The organism is Methylocystis echinoides (assembly GCF_040687965.1).
Lineage (GTDB): Bacteria > Pseudomonadota > Alphaproteobacteria > Rhizobiales > Beijerinckiaceae > Methylocystis > Methylocystis echinoides_A.
The window spans coordinates 2,429,068-2,448,821 of the sequence record NZ_CP156084.1; the positions used below are offsets into that span (position 1 = coordinate 2,429,068).

The following is a 19,754-nucleotide window of genomic DNA, read 5'->3' on the forward strand; positions in this document are numbered from 1 at the left end:
GCAATGAAGACGAATCATCTGCTGGCGGCCTCGGCCGCGCTCGTGCTTTTCGCGGCTCCGGCGCGCGGCGAGTGGTCCTCCTGTCTCGGGGGCCTGCGCCATGCGGCGGCGGGGGCGGGCGTCAGCCAACAGACCGTCGCCGCGGCGACCGATGGGCTCGAGCCCAACGACGCCGTGAGCTTCATGGACAAGCAGCCCGAGTTCACGACGCCGGTGTGGGACTATGTCGCGGGCCTCGTCGACGAGGAGCGCGTCGCGGAAGGGCGCGTCCTGCTGCAGAAATATTCCAGCGCCCTGCACGCCGCCGAAGCCCGTTATGGCGTCGATCCGGCGACGGTGGTCGCGGTCTGGGGCGTCGAGTCGGATTTCGGCAAGAGTTTCGGCAAGCGGCCGGTCGTGCAGTCGCTCGCCACGCTCGCCTGCGAGGCGCCGCGCCGCAACGACTATTGGCGCAAGGAATTCGTCGCGGCGCTCAAGATCCTCGACAATGGCGACATCCGCGGCGACGAGTTCATGGGCTCCTGGGCCGGCGCCTTCGGCCATACGCAGTTCATGCCCTCGACGTTCCTCGGCACGGCGGTCGATCTCGACGGCGACGGCCGCCGCAATATCGCGAGCTCCGCCGCCGACTCGCTCGGCTCGACGGCCAATTTCCTCAGAAAGAGCGGCTGGCGCGCCGGCGAACATTGGGGTTTCGAGGTCCGCTTGCCCGAAGGCTATTCCGGACCCTCCGGCCGCACCCACAAACAGCCCATGTCGTTTTGGGAGGCGCGCGGAATCACGCGGCTCGACGGCGGCGGCCTCGGCGGCGGATCAGCCGGCCTGATGCTGCCCGCCGGGCGCAACGGCCCGGCCTTCCTCGTGACCAAAAACTTCGACGCCATTTATTCCTACAACGCGGCGGAGTCCTATGCGCTGGCGATCTCCGTCCTCTCCGACATGCTGCGGGGGCGCCCCGGCATTCAGACTCCTTGGCCGACGGACGATCCGGGATTATCACGCGCCGAACGGCGCGAATTGCAGGCGCTGCTCACGCGCGCGGGCTATGACGTCGGCGACGCCGACGGCGTGATCGGCACGAAGACCAAGGAGGCGATCGCCGATTATCAGAGCCGCGTCGGTCTGCCGCGCAACGGCCGCGCCAGCCTCAAAGTGCTCAAGGCGCTGCGCGGCGGATAAGGGTCGATCAGGAGGCTTCGATCTGCTCCTGCTGCGGCGCGACGAGCGGTTCGGGCTGCGGCGCCTTTTGCGCGCCGGCGGCGATTTCCTGGGCGATCCAGGCGGTCCCGAGCTCCCAGACGACGGCGAGCACGACCGGGCCGACGAACAGTCCCGCGACGCCATGCGCCAGAACGCCGCCGATGACGCCGATGAAGATCACCGGAATGGGCGTCGAGAGTCCATGCGCGAAGATGAAGGGCTTCAGCACATTGTCCATATAGTTCACCGTCAGCATGCAGAGCGTCAGCGCCAGCGCCCCGGCGGTGGGGAGCACGGTCCAGGCCCAGAACACGACCGGCGCGACGATGATGAGCGGACCGATCTGCACAATGCCGAGGACGAGAATGGCGATTGTCAGCAGGCTCGCCCCGGGCACATTCGCCAGGAACATGCCGATCCCGCCGACGACGGCCTGCATGATCGAAAGGCCCATCACGCCGCGTGAGACGGCGTTGATCGTCGCCCCGGCGATATCGAGATATTTGTGGCCGTTGGACGGATCGATGCGCCGCGCCAGCGCCCGCACCCCGACCATGAGCGGCGCGGCATAGGCGAGCAGGAAGCCGGACAGGATCATCGACAACAGGAATTTCAGCGTGCCGACGCCGGCGTTGCGCACCATGCCGAGCAGATATTCGCCGACCGGTTTGAGCTGCGGCAGAATTTGCGCCAGGGCGCTGTGCAGATTGGTCGAGGCGAGCGCCCAGAAAGTAAAGATCTGCTCTCCGACAATCGGCCAGTTCTTGACCGCTTCGGGCGGCGGTGGAACGGCGATGTCGCCATTGTCGAATCCGGCGATCAGGCCCTTTACCGGATCGATAAAGCCGACGCCCATCCATGTCGCCGGCCCGATGACGAGAAGCAGCGCCGCGAGCGTGATTAGCGCGGCGGCGACAGTGGGGCGCCCGCCGAGCGCCGCCGCGAGCCGGTCGAAAAGCGGGTAAAGCGCCACGGCGAGCACGACGCTCCAGACGATCATCGCGCCGAAGGGCGCGACGATTGCGAAGGTCCAATAGGCCAGGAAGCCTATGACGAAGAGGCGGACTGACAATTCGATGAAGACGGCGTTGAAGCGCCGCTCGGCGCCGCTGAAGCTAAGCTGTTCCTCGGTCACTCGGGTTGTCCATTGTGCGCTGCGTTGAAATTACAGTGAACGGCCCCTTTCCCGCTGGCAAGAGGCGGGGGCGCGCACCGATCGCGGCGGCTCGGATTTTCGAATGCGCTTAAGCTGTAGCATAGTGTCCTTAAAATGCGCCTGTTTCCGATATCCCGGCGTTGAGAGTTTATGGGTTCTAAACGTCGTCGTTGAATTCCCGCGTCCGGCAAGGCCGGGCGGGCCGGGCAGGGCCGCGATGACGCGTCCGGGAACGAAAGCTGGGGGAGCGTGAGCATGATGATGGATGTCAACGAGTCGGGAGGCTCCGAGGCCGCTGACGGCGGGCGCGTGCGGCTGGAGCAGACGCTGGTCGAAGCCTATTATCTCGGCCATTCGCTGCGCAGCCTCGCTGGCGATCCCGACTTCAGTTTTCGGCAAATCACGGCCACCGTCTGCGAGCCGCTCATCGCCTGGGCGAAGTTCATCGAGGATCGCCTGGAGGCGGGGGAAAGCCCGTTCAAGGGGGCCGCCCGCCGTCAGAAATAACGCGGTTTCGACAAGCTTTCCGCTTTTCGCTAAGAGAGCGGAACCGCACTAAACGAATCGGACGCCATGACGATACGCCTGCACCAGGGCGACCTCCCCTCGGGGGCCGCTCTTTCGTCCATTGTCGCAATCGACACCGAGACCCTGGGGCTCAATCCCCACCGCGACCGCCTGTGCGTCGTGCAGCTCTCGTTTGGCGATGGCGACGCCGAACTCGTGCAGATCGCCCGCGGCCAGACCCGCGCGCCCAACCTCGAAAAGCTGCTGGCCGATCCGAGCGTGCTGAAGCTCTTTCATTTTGCGCGCTTCGACTTGGCGATCCTCGCCAAGACTTTCGGCTTCATGCCGGCGCCGGTCTACTGCACCAAGGTCGCCTCCAAGCTCACGCGCACCTATACCGACCGCCATGGTTTGAAGGATCTGGTGCGCGAGCTCGTGGGCGTCGAGATTTCCAAGCAGCAGCAGTCCTCCGACTGGGGCGCGGCGAGCTTGACCGACGCGCAGCAGGCTTACGCGGCCTCGGACGTTCTGTATCTGCATCAGCTCAAGGAAAAGCTCGACGCCATGCTCGCCCGCGAGGAGCGGACAGAGTTGGCGCAGGCCTGTTTCGATTTCCTGCCGACGCGCGCAGAGCTCGATCTAAGCGGTTGGCCGGAAATCGATGTCTTTTCCCACGAGTGACCGGCGCATGAGGGATGGCGCCTCGGCGCCTCGAATTCGCCACTTGGGAGCCGGATAAAGCCGCGCATGACAGACGGCAGCGCCGCTGACGCTTCACCCGTTCCGCCTCCGGCCGCGCCTGCGACGCCCGGAATGAACGGGCGCGTCGGCCCCATGCCGACCACTGGCCGCGACCGGCTCGCCGGGCTCACCGCGCGCCGAGAAAGCGCGTTTCCCGAAGCGTTGCGTCACACTGCGCGGGTCGCCAAGCTGCGCCGCTGGATCGTCTGGGGCGTCGGCGGCATGGTCGGCCTCGTCGGGCTCGGCCTGCTCATCGGGTCGCTGCGCTTTCTGCCCGTTGACCTCAATCTCGCCCGCGTCGCGCTTCAGGGGACGCGCATCGTCATCGAAAGCCCCAAGCTCGTGGGCTATCGCAAGGACGGCCGGCCCTATGAGGTGCGGGCGCGCGTCGGCGTGCAGGACATCGCCAAGCCCGACGTCTTTGATCTGGACGGCCTGGAAGTGCGCGTCGAGACGGCCGGCGAGGGCGCCGTCACGTTGACGGCGCCGAAGGCTGTCTACAGCACCAAGGTCGACCGCGCCGACATGAGCGGCGGCGTCCAGATCACGGACGCAAAAAACTTCGACCTGACGACAGAGACAGCCGCCATGGATTTCAAGGCGAGCGTCATGACGTCCGAGAAGCCTGTCACGCTGAAGATCCAGGGCGGCGAGGTCCACTCAGAGCGTGTCGAATTCGCGCAGAAGGAACGCCGCGCGACCTTCACCGGCAATGTCCGCTCCGTGCTGTATGGAGAGGACGGCGCGCCGCCAGGGGGGTTGCGCGCGGCGCAGTGAGATGAAGATGAAACGCCAGATTATCTGCGCCCTTGCGGCGCTTGCGCTCGCTGGTCCCGTCGCCGCGAAGGGTCGTTCCGGAGGCGTTTTGCCAGGGGCCACGGCCAAGGACCCGCTCAATATCGACGCCGGCAAGCTCGATTATTTCGACGCCGACCAGAAGCTCGTCTATTCCGGCAGCGTCATCGTCACGAACGGCCCGTCGACGCTCAAAGCATCGCGGCTCGTCATCTTCCTCGAGGGCAAGGGCGCGCCCGACGCTGGCGCCAATAACGACCGGGTGAAGCATATCGACGCCGACGGGCCGGTCACGCTGGTGTCGAAGGACCAGATCGGCACCGGCGACCGCGGCAGCTACGACAAGGCCGACAACAAGGTCTATCTGACCGGCAATGTGACCCTGACGCAGGGCGACAATATCGTGAAGGGCGATCGGCTGGTCTATGACGTGACGAGCGGGATTGCGACCGTGCAGGGCGGCGGCGGACAAGGCGGCCGGGTGCGCTCGACATTCACCCCGAAAGGTCAGTAACGGGCGTCCGACAGGCGCGCGCCGTCACGGACCTTATTCCGTCTCCAGCGGCTCCTTATGGAGGAGATCCAGCATGCCGCGGCGCTTGGCCTCGTAATAATAGCCGCCGGCGTAGAGCTTGATGGCGCGCGCTTCATTGCCGCCCGAGAGCTTGTAGGCGTTGGCGAGATAGGGCACGGCGTAAGTGAGATTGGTCTTGGCGTCGAGCAGCCCGTTCGCCGGGCCCTTGTAGCCCATGTGCCTAGCGGTGTCGTGACGGATCTGCATGAGGCCCCAATAGGGGCCGTGACGCGCCGCGGGATTGTAATTGCTCTCGCGCCGCACCGACCGGTGGATGAGAGATTCGGGGATATCATACATCCGGGCGAAGCGCGCAATATGGGAATGGAGCGCCTCCTTTCCCGCCACAGGTTCATCGCTGCGCGGCTCATTGACGTAGGACTCGGGGGCCGAGGCGATCGGCGACTCTGTCCCGGCGCATCCGGCAAGAGCGAGAGCCGCCAAGGCTGCGGCGCAAGCGGTTGATTTCATGCTCAGATTTTTCCCTTCAAATCGTCCGGTCGATGAACCTGGCTAAGTCGCCAGAGAGACATGGCGAAATCGTGGCGGGAAGCCAGCCAAGCTGCCGCGCGCGCGGGCGCCCGATCTGCGCCATGGAATGCGGACAGGGTAAATAAAGCGTTAAGTTTCACTTGTTCTTACAAGCGGTTGCGGCCGCTGGGAAGTTGCTTTTCAAGGACATTGTCGCGCGCGCGTCAGCGCGGCCGCGAACGGTGGCCGGGCTTTTTCGTTTAAGGATGTTGCGGAGAGGCAACAGATGGCGCGCGGCGCAGAGAAGGACGCTTATTGGTCGCAGGAGGTCACGCGAGGCAGCAATGCGCTCGACCTCGAGGCGGGCGTCTTCACCTGGGACGACCCGAAGCTAATCGCGCTTTCGCTCAAGCGCTCGGCGGAGGCGAGCGAGCGTCGAAAATCGACGCCGTTCCGCTCGGCCATGTCGATGCTCACCTTCTACATCAACCGCGCCGGCCGCGATTTGCCGGACGAACGCCGCCACGTGCTGGAGCAGGCGAAGGCCGAGTTGCGCAAGGCTTTCGGGCGCTGACGCAGATTTTCCAAGAACCGCGCCGCTTCCCTCCCTCCCCCTTGCGGGGAGGGTGGCCCCGCGAAGCGGGGTCGGGTGGGGGCGGAGATCACGCCGCGAGGTTGTCGACCCCCCAACGCCTCGCCGCAAAAGGAGAGGGGGACGCGGCTCGCGACCGGCGGCGGCTTACGCGACTCGGCGCAGCAGGAAGCTGCGGCCGCCGTCGAGCGTGGCGACCATGCCGGTGCGGGCCAGCGCCGCGAGGACGGCGGCGATCTTGGCGGCGACGCGGCGGCCCTGCTTGTAGCGGCTCGCCAGCGCCTCGGCGTCGAGCGGCGCCTCGGCGGCGGCGAGGGCGAGGACGACGGCCGCCGTCTGGCCGTGGTCGTCGGCGGGGAGGCGGGCTTCGACGCAGCCTGGGCCGGGCGGGCGGCGCCGTCGCCGAGCGCGAGTTCGGCGCGCTCCTGCGCCTGCCCGAAGCGGGGGATTTGATAGTCGGGCCGCAGCCAGCGCACATGGCCCTGCGCCTCTTCCCGCGCCCGCTCGCGATTGAGCGCGACGAGGCGGATGAGAATCTCGTCCTCCGCAAGATCGGCCGGCCAGCCATAGGCGGCGGCCACAGCGTCGTCGAGCCTCTCGTGCAGTTCTTTCAAAATCAGCACGAGCCCGTCGTCGAAAATCTTGCGCTCGGCGCCGGAAAACACGCAGGGCCCGCCGCCCGCGCGCAATTTTTCGAGCACATTGTAAAGCCCCGTCAGCGTGAGATGCGGATGCTCGGCGAGAACGCGCTTTCGATGCGCGTCGAGTTCTTCCGCGATTTGGCGAATGCGGTGCTTTTGCAGATCATCGGCGTCGGGGAAGGGGAAGGGGTCGAAGGTGCGCGAGTTTGTGTAGCGAACGTCTCCGACATAGACACCAAGAGAGGCTGAATTGGCTTTTGTCCAGATCGCATGAATGCGCGAGCATACAACCCCGAGCACGAACCCGTCGTCGGAGGCTATCAAAACTAGAGTTTGATCGGGTAACCAGTGTCGATCTAGTCTTGTAAAGACACGATGCTTGGCGGTCTGAGTAGTAGCAATATACGCCGGAAGTCCATCGATTGCTGATCGGAATTCTGAGCGAGGCTCAGCAAAAATCCACCAGTTTTCACGGTAAGAGGCTCTCCGGTCGTGGTCTCTCACCGGCTTCACATTCCGGAGAAGGTGCTGGTAGATGCGGGGCATTCTTCTTGCCACTTCATCTTTACGCAATCCGAATAAATCAATCGCGAAAACCCCTCTAGGGCGTGATGACAAATCGCGACCGCTTATATAGGGCTTGATAAACTTGTTATAATCTTCACCTGCCGTTCTGAAGAGAGCTGCTTCGTTTTCCTGAATGATAAATCCGCTTCCCATATAAGTAATTCCACGGAACGAAATACCTTTGTTTGCCTTAAGTGCGAGGGCTCCCGTCACGTCTGCTCCGCTAGTGAGATCACTGTTTATTCTTCCGTATTTTTCAGCAAAGTCGACCAAAGGCGCGTCCGTTTCTAGGCTGTTTTCCTTCACGACCTCCAGCAACCGCCCCTCTTTCGCTCCGGCTTCCACTACCGTCATCGCAATCCGCACCGCAGCCGCGTCCTTCGTCGCCTTCGTCCATGGATGATCGGGGATCGCCATGACGAGCGACACGGGCGCCTTGGCGTTCAGATGCCGCTCCACCACGCGGCGCTGAAACACCTGCGTGATCGAATTGGTGGTGACGAGGCCGAAGCGCCGCAACGTCGTTGCCTTGCGCGTCAACAGTTCGGCGGCGTGATCCCACCAATACATGACGAAATCTGCAGACTCGTTCATCTGCGGATGCGCGGCCCAGAGCGCCTGCGCATAATCGTCGCCGAGCCGCGCGCGGACATCTTTGCCGCCGATAAACGGCGGATTGCCGACAATGAACTCCGCGTCCGGCCACGCCGGCCGCCGCGGATTCCTGTACTCGTAGACCTCCATCGCTCCGCCGTCCGGCCCCGTCCGCGTCACCGGCTTGCCGCGTGCGTCCCGTTTCAAGACCTTTTCCGCTTCGAGCACGGCGTCCTTCGTCACGATGTTGTCGAAGGCCTGCAGGATCGGCTCGCCGGGCATGCCGCCGCGCGTGCGCACGTGCCATTGCAGATGGCCGATCCAGAGAACGAGCTCCGCGATCGCCTTCGCCCGCGCGTTGATCTCGAGCCCCAGGAACTGCTGCGGGCCGACGCTGTGGCCTTCGAGCCCGGTCAGCGCCTCCTGCCCGCCGAGATCGGCGAGCGCCTCCAGGACTTCGCCTTCGAGACGTTTCAACAGCTCCAGCGCCACATAGAGAAAATTCCCGGTGCCGCAGGCGGGGTCGAGCACGCGCGTTGCGCAGAGCCGGTCGTGAAAGGCGGCGACGGTGGCGACGGCGGCCTCGCACCGTCCTTCCGATTTCTGCCGCTCGGCGGTGGCGAGCGCCGCCGCCCAGTCCTCGCGCAAGGGCTCGATGACGGTGGCGACGACGAGTCGCTCGACATAGGCGCGCGGCGTGAAATGCGCGCCGAGCCGGCGCCGCTCATGCGGGTCGAGCGCCTGTTCCAGCAGCGCGCCGAAAATCGACGGGTCGACCTCGCGCCAGTCGTAACGCGCCGCCTGCGCCAGTTCGCCGATTTCTTCGCGCCCCAGCGACAGCGCGCGGTGGTTTTTGAAGAAGGTTCCGTTGAAGCGCGCGACGCGCTCTTCGAGCGCATGGGCGTAGCCGCCGCTGTCCATCGCCTCCCAGAGCTGGCCGACCTTGTGGGGGAAGGTGTCGGGCTTTTTCGCGCAGCTGTCGAGAATTTTGGAAAAAGCCTCCTTGCGCAGCAGGCCCACGTCCTCGGCGAACATGGTGAAGAGGCACCGCATGAGAAACATCGCCACGATCTCCGGCGCGTGGCGCGCGGCCTCCAGCGCTTTCGAGACGGCGGCGAGCCGCGCCGCGATTTCGCGGGTGACGCGGGCGGACTTGCGCGCCGGATCGAGCGACAGCGGGTCGGTCCAGATCGCGGCGAGCAGCGCGCGCTTTTCGGGCTCCCGCAGCTCTTCAAGATGGATACGGAAGGAGCGGCGGTCGGGAAACTGGTCGAAGGCTTTTCCGTCGCGGCGGAAATTGGCGTAAATCTCGAAACAGTGGCCGACGTCGCAGACGATGACGAAAGGCGGCGGCTCGTGCCCCTCGGGCAGAAGCCGCACATAGCCCTCCGCCTGGGCGCGGGCGTTCACCATCAGCACGTCCCAGGCGCGCTCCGCGCCGCGCCGCCCGCGCGGGGCCGCCTCCTCGACGAAAAGGCCTTGCTGGGCGATTTCCTTCTCGCCGCCCTTCTGTTGGCGGGACTGCTTTGCCTCCAGCACGAAACAGTCGCGCTTATAGAGGTCGATGCGCCGATGCGCCGCCTGGCCGTCGCGCCGCGTCTCGCGCACCCTTCGCTCGAACACATAGTCGTTCGTGTCGCGCGCCGCGCCGGCGGGCTCCGGGCTCGGGAGGCTCAGCGCAAGGCAAAATTCGGTAAGAAAAAGGGCGTAATTCGCCCGCTCCTGCCCGCCTTCGCGGCCAAGCCATTTTTCGATGAACCGCTCCAGCGCGGACCCGTCCGAATCAGCTACGCCCTTGGGCATAGCCCGAGCTTAGCTGTCGGATTCCGATCGGGCTATAGCGGAAGCTTGGCTATTGCGTTCGATCCCTCCCCCTTGCGGGGAGGGTGGCCCCGCGAAGCGGGGTCGGGTGGGGACGCGACCTCCGGGCTCGCGGCTCTTACCGCGTAAACTTCTTGTATTTCAGCCGGTGCGGGATGACGCTGTCGACGCCCAGGCGGCGCTTCTTGTCTTCCTCGTAATCGGCGAAGTTTCCTTCGAACCATTCGACGTGCGAATCGCCTTCATAGGCGAGGATGTGCGTCGCGATGCGGTCGAGGAAGAAGCGGTCGTGCGAAATGATGACGGCGCAGCCCGCGAAATCGACCAGCGCTTCTTCCAGCGCGCGCAGCGTTTCGACGTCGAGGTCGTTCGTCGGCTCGTCGAGCAGCAGCACATTGGCGCCGCTCTTGAGCATCTTGGCGAGATGCACGCGATTGCGTTCGCCGCCGGAGAGCTGGCCGACCTTCTTCTGCTGGTCGGCGCCCTTGAAGTTGAAGGCCGAGCAATAGGCGCGGGAGTTGATCTCGCGCTTGCCGAGATAGATCACGTCATTGCCCTCCGAGATTTCCTCCCAGACGGTCTTGTTGGCGTGCAGCGCGTCGCGCGACTGGTCGACATAGCCGAGCTGCACGCTGTCGCCGACGGTGATCGCGCCCTTGTCGGGCGTCTCCTGTCCGGTGATCATGCGAAACAGCGTCGTTTTGCCGGCGCCGTTCGGGCCGATCACGCCGACGATGCCGCCGGGCGGCAGCTTGAAGGTCAAATCGTCGATCAAAAGCGTGTCGCCGAAGCCCTTGCTGATGTGCTCGAAGTCGATGACATTGTCGCCGAGACGCTCGGCCACCGGAATGACAATCTGCGCGGTCGTCGGGGCCTTGTCGTTCTGCTTGGCGACGAGCTCCTCATAGCGCTGGATGCGGGCCTTGCTCTTGGCCTGGCGCGCCTTGGGGGAGGCCGAGATCCACTCGCTCTCGGCTTCGATCGCGCGCTGGCGGGCCTTGTCTTCAGAGGCCTCCTGCATGAGGCGCTTCTGTTTCTGCTTCAGCCAGCTCGTGTAATTGCCTTCGTAGGGAATGCCGCGGCCGCGATCGAGTTCGAGAATCCAGCCCGTGACATTATCCAGGAAGTAGCGGTCGTGGGTGACGATCAGGATCGCGCCCGGATAGGCGCGCAAATGGCCTTCGAGCCAGTTCACCGTCTCGGCGTCGAGATGGTTCGTCGGCTCGTCGAGCAGCAGCATCTCGGGCTGCTCGAGCAAGAGCTTGCAGAGCGCCACGCGGCGCCGCTCGCCGCCCGAGAGCTTGGTGACGTCGGCGTCGTCCGGCGGGCAGCCGAGCGCGTCCATGGCCTGATCGACCTGGCTGTCGAGATCCCACAGGCCCTTGGCCTCGATCTCGTCCTGCAGCTTCGTCATCTCGTCAGCGGTCTCGTCCGAATAATTCATCGCGAGATCGTTGTAGCGGTCGAGGATCGCCTTTTTCTCGGCGACGCCGAGCATGACGTTGTCGCGCACGTTCAGCGCCGGATCGAGTTGCGGCTCCTGCGGCAGATAGCCGACCCGCGCCCCTTCGGCGACGAAGCCCTCGCCGGTGAATTCCTTGTCGATGCCGGCCATGATGCGCAAAAGCGTCGACTTGCCCGCGCCGTTGACGCCGAGCACGCCGATCTTGGCGTCGGGGTAGAAGGAGAGATGAATGTTGTCGAGGACCTTCTTGCCGCCCGGATAGGTCTTGGTGAGGCCCTGCATGTGATAGATGAACTGGCGCGCCATCGGCTCCGTCTCGGTTCGGGAAATCTTGGGGCCGTGTTTAGAGCATTTGCGACGCGAGAGGGAAGCGGTTTCCTTTTTGGCCCAAAGCGCGCTAATTCCCGGTCGCGCCGATAGGTCAGGCGCGGATCGAGCGGGCCTTATAAATGAACGTGCTTCTCATCGGATCGGGCGGGCGCGAGCACGCCATCGCCCATGCGCTGGCCAAAAGCCCGCTTCTGACGCGTCTTTACGTAGCGCCGGGCAATCCCGGAACAGAGCAGGCGGCCGAGAATGTCGATCTCGATGCCGGCGATCACGCCGCCGTGCTGCGCTTTTGCAAGGACATGGGCGTCGCGCTGGTCGTCGTCGGCCCCGAGCAGCCGCTGATCGGCGGCCTCGTCGATGCGCTGGACCGCGCCGGGATTCTGGCCTTCGGGCCGACGCAGGCGGCGGCGCGGCTAGAAGGGTCGAAGGGCTTCACCAAGGATCTCTGCCGGGAATACGCCATCCCCACCGCCGCCTATGGGCGCTTCTCCGAAAAGGACCGGGCGCTTGCATATGTTAGGGAGAAAGGCGCGCCGATCGTCGTGAAGGCAGACGGGCTCGCCGCCGGCAAGGGCGTCGTCGTCGCGACGACGCTGGACGAGGCCGAGCGCGCGGTCGAGGCCATGTTCGCCGGCCTCTTCGGCCAATCGGGCGCGGAAGTGGTGGTCGAGGAGTTTCTGGAAGGCGAGGAGGCGTCCTTCTTCGCGATCTGCGACGGGGAGCGCGCCGTGCCCTTCGCCACGGCGCAGGATCACAAGCGCGTCGGCGACGGCGATACGGGGCCGAACACCGGCGGCATGGGCGCCTATTCGCCGGCCTCGGTGGTGACGCCGGAGATCGAGCGGCGGGTCATGGCCGACATTATCGAACCGACGATGCGCGCCATGCGGGAGAAGGGCGCGCCCTTCAAGGGCGTGCTTTACGCCGGGCTGATGCTGACCAAGGATGGGCCGAAGCTCATCGAATACAATAACCGCTTCGGGGACCCCGAGGCGCAGGCGATCCTGCCGCGCCTCGAGGACGACCTGCTGGCGATCATGCTCGCCGCCGCGCGCGGCGCGCTCGACGGGACGCGGCCGCGTTTTTCCGACACGGCTGCGCTGACGGTGGTGCTCGCCGCCAGGGGCTATCCGGGCACGCCGCTCACCGGATCGGAAATCAAGGGCGTCGCCGCGGCCGAAGCCACGCCGGATGTCATCGTCACCCACGCCGGCACGCGTCGAGCGGGCGAGCGGCTGCTCGCGGCGGGCGGGCGCGTGCTGAATGTGACCGCGCTCGGCGCGAGCGTCGCGGAAGCGCAGGCGAAAGCCTATGCGGCGGTCGATAAGATCGACTGGCCCGGGGGCTTTTGCCGACGCGATATCGGATGGCGGGAAGTTGAGCGGGAGCGGGGGTGAGCGGGTCAATCACGCCCGAGGCGGCCTCGTCCTTCGAGACGCGCGCTTTCAGCGCGCTCCTCAGGATGAGGCCTCGAGACGCGCGCTTTCAGCGCGCTCCTCAGGATGAGGCCTAAGTCTTCGTTAAAAGCCCCTCATGCTGAGGAGCCGCCGAAGGCGGCGTCTCGAAGCATGAGGAGCCGCCGAAGGCGGCGTCTCGAAGCATGAGGAGCCGCCGAAGGCGGCGTCTCGAAGCATGAGGAGCGACGGCGCCTGGTGATCAGGCGTACTTACTTCTTCGCCCCGCGCGCCGCGCGCTTGGCGAGCGTGCGCAGCCGCAGCGCGTTGAGCTTGATGAAGCCTTCCGCGTCCCGCTGGTCGTAAGTGCCGCCCTCCTCGAAGGTGACGAGGTCCTGGTCATAGAGGGACCACGGGCTCTCGCGGCCGACGAGCGTCGCGGAGCCCTTATAGAGCTTGAGCCGCACGCTGCCGGTCACGTGCTGCTGGGAATGGTCGATCGCCGCCTGAAGCATCTCGCGCTCGGGCGCGAACCAGAAGCCGTTGTAGATCAGCTCGGCGTAGCGCGGCATCAGCTCGTCTTTCAGATGCGCCGCGCCGCGGTCGAGCGTGAGGCTCTCGATCCCGCGATGGGCGACGAGCAGGATCGCGCCGCCGGGCGTCTCATACATGCCGCGCGACTTCATGCCGACGAAGCGGTTCTCGACGAGATCGAGACGGCCGATTCCGTGCAGGCGGCCGAGATCGTTGAGCTTGGCCAGCAGCGCCGCGGGCGTGAGCGCCGCGCCGTCGACGGCGACCGGATCGCCTTTCTCGAAGTCGACCGTCACATATTGCGGGGCGTCGGGCGCGTCTTCGGGATTGCCGGTGCGGGAATAGACGTAATCCGGCGTCTCCTGCGCCGGGTCTTCGAGCACCTTGCCTTCCGATGAGGTGTGCAGAAGATTGGCGTCGGTCGAGAAGGGCGCCTCGCCGCGCTTGTCCTTGGCGATCGGGATCTGATGCGCCTCGGCGAAGGCGATGAGGTCCGTGCGCGAGGCGAGGTCCCATTCGCGCCAGGGCGCGATCACCGTAATGTCGGGTTCGAGCGCGTAATAGCCGAGCTCGAAGCGAACCTGGTCGTTGCCCTTGCCGGTGGCGCCATGGCAGACGGCGTCCGCGCCCATCCTGCGGGCGATTTCGATCTGCTTCTTGGCGATCAGCGGCCGCGCGATGGAGGTGCCGAGCAGATAGAGCCCCTCATACTGGGCGTTGGCGCGAAACATCGGGAAGACGTAGTCGCGGACGAATTCCTCACGCAGATCCTCGATGAAGATGTTTTCGGGCTTCACGCCGAGCAGCAGCGCCTTGTCGCGCGCCGGGCCGAGCTCCTCGCCCTGGCCGAGGTCCGCCGTGAAGGTGATGACCTCCGCGCCATAGGTGGTCTGCAGCCATTTGAGGATGATGGAGGTGTCGAGGCCGCCGGAATAGGCGAGGACGACTTTCTTGATGTCTTTCTTCTGGCGGGTCATGGGGGCTCGGGCTCTACGCTGGGTTGGCGACGTTATAAACGGGCGGACGCGGCAAGCAAGCGCGCCCGGACAGCGCTGGATTGACGCGGATCGAGGCTTGGCCTTTACTTCGGCAAGTCATTTCAGAAAGGGAATTTGAAATGCGCGTCCGCCCCTGGATTTTGCTGATTTTCGCCCTCGCGGCGGGCGTTGCGGCCCCGGCCGCGGCCAAAGAGAAAGAGGAGCGGGTCTGGACGCTTTCCGGGCTCGACAAGAAAAAGTCCGAGACCGTCTCCCTGGACTATAGCGTGCCGGAATCCGATTACATAACCATCGTCTTCAGTTGCAAGCCGAAGAGCGGCGCGGTGGACGTCTTCATTTCGGAGACGAACAAAAAGCTGAAGCCCGGCCGAAAGGCCACGGCGACTCTTGCCGCCGGAGAGGCGAAGGCGACCTTTCCCGGCAAGCTTCTCGTCAATGAGGACGCGGGCGTCCCGAGCTTCGAGGGCAGCTTGCCGGCCAAGGAGCCCCTGTTCGCGGCCCTCGCGGGCGGCGCCGCGACGCTCGCCATCACGGTCGGCGCTTCGACGGATACGGAGACCCTGAAAGGCGCGGCGGAGAAGTTTGCGAAGTTCAACGCCGCCTGCGCCAAACCCTAACCGCACGGCCTCGTCTTTCCGCCGTCCGGCCGCTAGAATGTGCGCATGAGCAGCCATCCGCCGCATGACGCCGGGAAAATCCCCGGCCTCACGCCAGCGCGCCAGCGCGCGCTGGACATTCTCATCGAGGCCAACCGCCCGGTCGGCGCCTATGAGATGATCGACTTGATGGCCGACGCCGACGGCAAGCGGCCCGCGCCCGTCTCGGTCTATCGCGCGCTGGCCTTTCTCCTCGACCACGGGCTCGCGCATCGGCTCGAGTCGAAGAACGCCTTCGTCGTCTGCGGCCATGCGCATGGCGCGGAGGAGCCGGTCGTCTTCATGATCTGCGAAGGATGCGGCGAGGTGAAGGAAGCGACCTCCCCGGATCTCGCGCGCGAGCTTGCGACGCTGACCGCGGAGGCGGGGTTCAAGGCGCGCACCCGCGTCGTCGAGATCGCCGGCCGCTGCGCCCGCTGCGCCGGGTGACTGATGGAATCCGCGCTCGAACCCCAGCCGGCCCGCTTTCATATCCTTCGCGCGTTAGTCGCCTGCCTCCTGCTGCTCGTCGCGACGCTGGCTTTCGCCGCGCCGAACTATCCCGAGCTCACCGGCCGCGTCGTCGATCAGGCGAACGTCATTCCCGACGCCGACCGCGTGACGTTGCAAAAGAAGCTGAAGGACCTCGAAGACAAATCGGGCATTCAGCTCGTCGTGGCGACGATCAGATCGCTCGACGGCTATGACGTCGAGACCTACGCGAACGGCCTCTTCCGCGCCTGGAAACTCGGCGAGGCTAAGAAGAACAACGGCGTTCTTTTCCTCGTCGCGCCGAGCGAGCGCAAAATGCGCATCGAGGTCGGCTATGGGCTCGAAGGGACGCTGACGGACGCGCTGTCCAAGGTCATTCTGGCGACCGCCGTCACGCCCAAATTCAAAACCGGGGATTTCGGAGCGGGGATCGAACGGGGCGTCGACGGAATCATCGAGGTCCTGAGCGGCGACTCGGCGGAGTGGGTGAAAAAAGTCCGGCCGCAGCCGACCGCCTTCGACGAGCTTTTGCCCTTGCTGATCTTTGCGCTGTTCATTTTCATCTTCGTCATGATGGCGCGCAGCGCCGGCCGCCCGGGCCAATATCGCCGCTATCGCCGCGGCGGTCCGCCAATCATCATCCTGCCGCCGAGCGGCGGCGGCTGGAGCGACGGGGGCTCGTTTGGGGGCGGCTCGTCCTGGGGCGGCGGCGGCGGCGGGTTCGACGATTTCTCCGGCGGCGGCGGTTCGTCCGGCGGCGGCGGCGCCTCGGGGGACTGGTGATGCGGCTGACGAAAGCGGACCTCGATCGCATCGTCGACGCCATCGGCCGCGCCGAGCGGCGGACCTCGGGCGAAATCGTCTGCGCCCTGGCGCGCCGCTCCTCCGACTATGCCTATGTGCCGCCGCTCTGGGCCGCGTTCTTCGCGCTGGTGACGCCCTGGCCGCTGGCCGTTCTCACCGATCTCTCCGCCCGCGCGATCTATGCGGCGCAACTCGCGGTCTTCGTCGTTTCCGCGCTCATCATTTTCTGGCCGCCGATACGGCTGCTGCTGACGCCCCGCCTGGTCAAGCGCCGGCGCGCCGAAAGGGCGGCGATCGAGCAGTTTTTCACGCGAGGGGTGGGCGGAACCCGGGGCCGCACCGGCGTCCTGATCTTCGTCTCCTTCGCCGAACGTTACGCGCGGATCATCGCCGACGAGGGGCTCAACGGCAAAATCAGCAACGATCAATGGAAGATAGCGCTCGAGCCTCTGCTCGCCTGCCTGGGGGAGGAGCGCTGCGCCGACGGCTTTGTCGCGGCGATCGACGAATGCGCCCGCCTGCTGGCCCCGGTCGCTCCGCCGGGGCCGGATGGGGACGAGCTGCCGGACCGGATTTATGTGAGCTAACCCGGCGCGCGCGTCCCGATCGCTGAGCCTCAGCTTGCGCCCACCCGCCTTTTCTATTCCCTTTCCGACCGCGCTCCTGTAAAACGCGCCGCATCGCAACAAAAAAGCCGCCTCAGAGCGTCCGGGCCAAGCGGGCCGTCGGAACGGGTCGCGGCTGTTTTAAAACGGCCGGTTCCATGCAGCTGCGCAATATCGCCATCATCGCCCACGTCGACCATGGCAAGACCACGCTCGTCGACTGCCTCCTGCGTCAGTCGGGCGCCTTCCGCGAGAACCAGCGCGTCGCCGAGCGCGTGATGGATTCCAACGACCTCGAAAAAGAGCGCGGCATCACCATCCTCGCCAAGGCGACCTCGGTCGTCTGGAAGGATGTCCGCATCAATATCGTCGACACGCCCGGCCACGCCGATTTCGGCGGCGAGGTCGAACGCATCCTCTCCATGGTCGACGGCGCCATCGTGCTCGTCGACGCCGCCGAAGGCCCGATGCCGCAGACCAAATTCGTCGTCGGCAAGGCGCTCAAGATCGGCCTCAAGCCCATCGTCTGCGTCAACAAGGTCGATAAGCCCGACGCGCGCGTGCAGGAAGTCGTCAACGAGGTGTTCGACCTCTTCGCCGCGCTCGACGCCAGCGACGAGCAGCTCGACTTCCCGATTATCTACGGCTCCGCCAAGCAGGGCTGGATGGCCGAGGAGCCGGACGGCCCCAAGGACGACATGGCGCCGCTGTTCGATCTCGTCGTGAAGCATGTGCCGCAGCCCAAGGTCGAGGAGGGCGGTTTCCGCATGCTCGGCACGCTGCTCGAAGCCAATCCCTATCTCGGGCGCATCATCACCGGCCGCGTCTTCGCCGGAAGCGTGAAGCCGAACCAGCCGGTGAAGGTGCTCGATCGCGCCGGCAAGATCGTCGAGCAGGGCCGCGTTTCGAAGATCCTCGCCTTCCGCGGCATCGAACGCCAGCCGATCGAGGAGGCGGAAGCCGGCGACATCATCGCGATCGCGGGGCTCGAGCAGTTCAATGTCGCCGACACGCTCTGCGCGCTCGAGGTGAATGAGCCGCTGCAGGCGCAGCCCATCGATCCGCCGACGCTCTCCATGACCTTCCTCGTCAACGACAGCCCGCTCGCGGGCACCGAAGGCGACAAGGTGACGAGCCGCATGATCCGCGCGCGCCTGTTCAAGGAGGCGGAGGGCAATGTCGCGCTGCGCGTCGAGGACGCGCCGATGGGCGACGCCTTCATCGTCTCGGGCCGCGGCGAATTGCAGCTTGCGATCCTCATCGAGACGATGCGCCGCGAGGGCTTCGAGCTTGGCGTGTCGCGCCCGAAGGTCGTCTTCCGCAAGGATGACGACGGCGAAATTCTGGAGCCGATCGAAGAGGTCGTGATCGACGTCGACGAGGAGCATTCCGGCGTCGTCGTGCAGAAAATGTCCGAACGCAAGGCCGAGATGATCGAGATGCGCCCCTCGGGCGGCAATCGCCTGCGTCTCGTTTTCCATGCGCCGACGCGCGGCCTCATCGGCTATCAGGGCGAATTGCTCACCGACACGCGCGGCACGGCGATCATGAACCGCCTGTTCCACGACTATGCGCCTTTCAAGGGCGAGATTCAGGGACGGCGCAACGGCGTGCTGATCTCGAACGATCAGGGCGAGGCGGTGGCTTACGCCATGTGGAAGCTCGAAGACCGCGGCCCGATGATGATCGAGCCGGGCTGGAAGGTCTATCGCGGCATGATCGTCGGCGAGCACACGCGCGACAACGATCTCGAAATCAACGTGCTCAAGGGCAAGCAGCTCACCAATATCCGCGCCGCTGGCAAGGACGAGGCCGTGCGCCTCACGCCGCCGATCAAGATGACGCTGGAGAAGGCGCTCGCCTATATCGAGGACGACGAACTCGTCGAAGTGACGCCGAAGTCGATCCGTCTGCGCAAGGCGATTCTCGATCCGAACGACCGCAAAAAGGCCAGGGGCAAGGCCGCGCTGGTGGCTTAAAGAGGGGCGGGGTGCGCGAAATCCCTCCCCCTTGCGGGGAGGGTGGCCCCGCGAAGCGGGGTCGGGTGGGGCCACCCCCGTTGAATTCAAGGCTTCAGAGACACACGCGGGCTCTCCTCGGCGAACCCCACCCGTCGCGCGTTCCGCGCGCCACCCTCCCCGTGAAGGGGAGGGAGAGCCTGCATCGAGGTTGCTCTCAAACCGCAGCGTGTCAGAGGCGCGAATAATCTACGTGCGCGAAATCCCTCCCCCTTGCGGGGAGGGCGCCCCCGCGAAGCGGGGTCGGGTGGGGCCACGCCTGTTGAATTCAAGGCTTCAGAGACACACGCGGGCTCTCGCTCGGCGAACCCCACCCGTCGCGCGTTCCGCGCGCCACCCTCCCCGTGAAGGGGAGGGATGAGCCTGCATCGAGGTTGCTCTCAAATTGCAGCGTGTCAGAGGCGCGAATAATCTACGTGCACGAAATCCCTCCCCCTTGCGGGGAGGGTGGCCCCGCGAAGCGGGGTCGGGTGGGGGCAGTCGCAAGCAGCTCATCCTGAGTAGCCGGCGTCTCGAAGGACGAGGTTCGAGCTTCGGGGCGTTTGCGCTCAGCCCTCATCGAGCATGTAGCAGTAGAAGTCCCGGTTGAACCCCGTCCGCCACCCTTGCAGATCGTAGCGGTAGCCGGGCGGCGGATTGTCGCCGCAGTCGCCGGCGTAGGGCACGATGGGCTTTTGCGCCCAGGCTGGCGGCGGCGGCGCGAGCGGTCGGCGCTGCGCGAAGGAGGGCGCCGCGGCCGGGATCGTGAACAGAAGCGCGAGCGCGACCGCCGTAACGAGCCGCCGAGGGTTCCGGCCGGTGGTTGTCATCTATCCCTCCC

General features: G+C 65.5%; 18 protein-coding genes. 12 read left to right on the top strand and 6 right to left on the bottom strand.

What is annotated here, in order from left to right:
• Positions 1 to 3 precede the first annotated feature (3 nt).
• A complete protein-coding gene (locus RVU70_RS11850) occupies positions 4 to 1,179 on the top strand; it encodes a lytic murein transglycosylase (RefSeq protein WP_363346485.1) in 1,176 nt (391 codons plus the stop codon).
• A 7-nt stretch (positions 1,180 to 1,186) separates the two neighbouring features.
• Here RVU70_RS11850 and RVU70_RS11855 read toward each other — a convergent pair whose 3' ends face one another.
• The gene (locus RVU70_RS11855; RefSeq protein WP_363346487.1) at positions 1,187 to 2,335 is read right to left on the bottom strand and encodes an AI-2E family transporter; all 1,149 of its coding nucleotides are present in this window, start codon (positions 2,333 to 2,335) and stop codon (positions 1,187 to 1,189) included.
• 276 nt (positions 2,336 to 2,611) lie between these two features.
• Here RVU70_RS11855 and RVU70_RS11860 point away from each other — a divergent pair, with 276 nt between their 5' ends.
• The 4 genes from RVU70_RS11860 (at position 2,612) to lptA (ending at position 4,913) form a co-directional block, all read left to right on the top strand.
• On the top strand, positions 2,612 to 2,863 hold the full coding sequence (locus RVU70_RS11860) for a hypothetical protein (protein WP_363346489.1): 252 nt from the start codon (positions 2,612 to 2,614) through the stop codon (positions 2,861 to 2,863).
• A 66-nt stretch (positions 2,864 to 2,929) separates the two neighbouring features.
• Entirely contained in the window at positions 2,930 to 3,544 is a 615-nt protein-coding gene (locus RVU70_RS11865) for a ribonuclease D (RefSeq protein WP_363346491.1), read from the top strand.
• A gap of 66 nt (positions 3,545 to 3,610) precedes the next feature.
• Positions 3,611 to 4,381 carry an LPS export ABC transporter periplasmic protein LptC gene (gene lptC / locus RVU70_RS11870; protein ID WP_363346493.1) on the top strand — a complete coding sequence of 257 codons (771 nt, stop codon included), beginning with the start codon at positions 3,611 to 3,613 and terminating at the stop codon, positions 4,379 to 4,381.
• 7 nt (positions 4,382 to 4,388) lie between these two features.
• Positions 4,389 to 4,913 (top strand): lipopolysaccharide transport periplasmic protein LptA, encoded by a 525-nt coding sequence (gene lptA / locus RVU70_RS11875; protein WP_363346495.1) that lies wholly within the window; start codon positions 4,389 to 4,391, stop codon positions 4,911 to 4,913.
• A gap of 33 nt (positions 4,914 to 4,946) precedes the next feature.
• Here lptA and RVU70_RS11880 read toward each other — a convergent pair whose 3' ends face one another.
• Positions 4,947 to 5,444 (bottom strand): lytic transglycosylase domain-containing protein, encoded by a 498-nt coding sequence (locus RVU70_RS11880; protein WP_363346497.1) that lies wholly within the window; start codon positions 5,442 to 5,444, stop codon positions 4,947 to 4,949.
• Positions 5,445 to 5,730: 286 nt separating this feature from the next.
• On the opposite strand from RVU70_RS11880, the gene RVU70_RS11885 reads away from it, so the two are divergent.
• Positions 5,731 to 6,018 (top strand): DUF3175 domain-containing protein, encoded by a 288-nt coding sequence (locus tag RVU70_RS11885; RefSeq protein WP_363346499.1) that lies wholly within the window; start codon positions 5,731 to 5,733, stop codon positions 6,016 to 6,018.
• Here RVU70_RS11885 and RVU70_RS11890 read toward each other — a convergent pair.
• Both RVU70_RS11890 and ettA read right to left on the bottom strand, forming a co-directional pair.
• Positions 5,925 to 9,641: a DNA methyltransferase gene (locus RVU70_RS11890; protein WP_363346501.1), complete on the bottom strand. Its 3,717-nt coding sequence runs from the start codon at positions 9,639 to 9,641 to the stop codon at positions 5,925 to 5,927. The genes RVU70_RS11885 and RVU70_RS11890 overlap by 94 nt on opposite strands.
• Before the next feature lie 136 nt (positions 9,642 to 9,777).
• Positions 9,778 to 11,430: an energy-dependent translational throttle protein EttA gene (gene ettA / locus RVU70_RS11895; protein ID WP_363346503.1), complete on the bottom strand. Its 1,653-nt coding sequence runs from the start codon at positions 11,428 to 11,430 to the stop codon at positions 9,778 to 9,780.
• A 143-nt stretch (positions 11,431 to 11,573) separates the two neighbouring features.
• Here ettA and purD point away from each other — a divergent pair, with 143 nt between their 5' ends.
• Complete coding sequence (gene purD, locus RVU70_RS11900; RefSeq protein WP_363346505.1) at positions 11,574 to 12,851, top strand: phosphoribosylamine--glycine ligase; 1,278 nt, start codon at positions 11,574 to 11,576, stop codon at positions 12,849 to 12,851.
• 269 nt (positions 12,852 to 13,120) lie between these two features.
• Here purD and RVU70_RS11905 read toward each other — a convergent pair whose 3' ends face one another.
• Positions 13,121 to 14,359, bottom strand: a complete 1,239-nt coding sequence (locus RVU70_RS11905) for an argininosuccinate synthase (protein ID WP_363346507.1) — start codon at positions 14,357 to 14,359, stop codon at positions 13,121 to 13,123.
• 140 nt (positions 14,360 to 14,499) lie between these two features.
• Between RVU70_RS11905 and RVU70_RS11910 the strand changes: the two genes are divergently transcribed.
• The 5 genes from RVU70_RS11910 (at position 14,500) to typA (ending at position 18,895) form a co-directional block, all read left to right on the top strand.
• A complete protein-coding gene (locus tag RVU70_RS11910; RefSeq protein WP_363346509.1) occupies positions 14,500 to 14,997 on the top strand; it encodes a hypothetical protein in 498 nt (165 codons plus the stop codon).
• Positions 14,998 to 15,042: 45 nt separating this feature from the next.
• Positions 15,043 to 15,465, top strand: coding sequence for a transcriptional repressor (locus RVU70_RS11915; protein ID WP_363346511.1), 423 nt, complete (start codon positions 15,043 to 15,045; stop codon positions 15,463 to 15,465).
• Positions 15,466 to 15,468: 3 nt separating this feature from the next.
• On the top strand, positions 15,469 to 16,290 hold the full coding sequence (locus RVU70_RS11920; protein ID WP_363346513.1) for a TPM domain-containing protein: 822 nt from the start codon (positions 15,469 to 15,471) through the stop codon (positions 16,288 to 16,290).
• The gene (locus tag RVU70_RS11925; RefSeq protein WP_363346515.1) at positions 16,290 to 16,898 is read left to right on the top strand and encodes a TPM domain-containing protein; all 609 of its coding nucleotides are present in this window, start codon (positions 16,290 to 16,292) and stop codon (positions 16,896 to 16,898) included. Before RVU70_RS11920 ends, RVU70_RS11925 begins: the two co-directional genes overlap by 1 nt.
• 176 nt (positions 16,899 to 17,074) lie before the next feature.
• Positions 17,075 to 18,895 carry a translational GTPase TypA gene (typA, locus tag RVU70_RS11930; protein WP_363346517.1) on the top strand — a complete coding sequence of 607 codons (1,821 nt, stop codon included), beginning with the start codon at positions 17,075 to 17,077 and terminating at the stop codon, positions 18,893 to 18,895.
• Positions 18,896 to 19,482: 587 nt separating this feature from the next.
• On the opposite strand, the gene RVU70_RS11935 is transcribed toward typA, so the two are convergent.
• Positions 19,483 to 19,743 (bottom strand): hypothetical protein, encoded by a 261-nt coding sequence (locus tag RVU70_RS11935; protein WP_363346519.1) that lies wholly within the window; start codon positions 19,741 to 19,743, stop codon positions 19,483 to 19,485.
• Positions 19,744 to 19,754 lie beyond the last annotated feature (11 nt).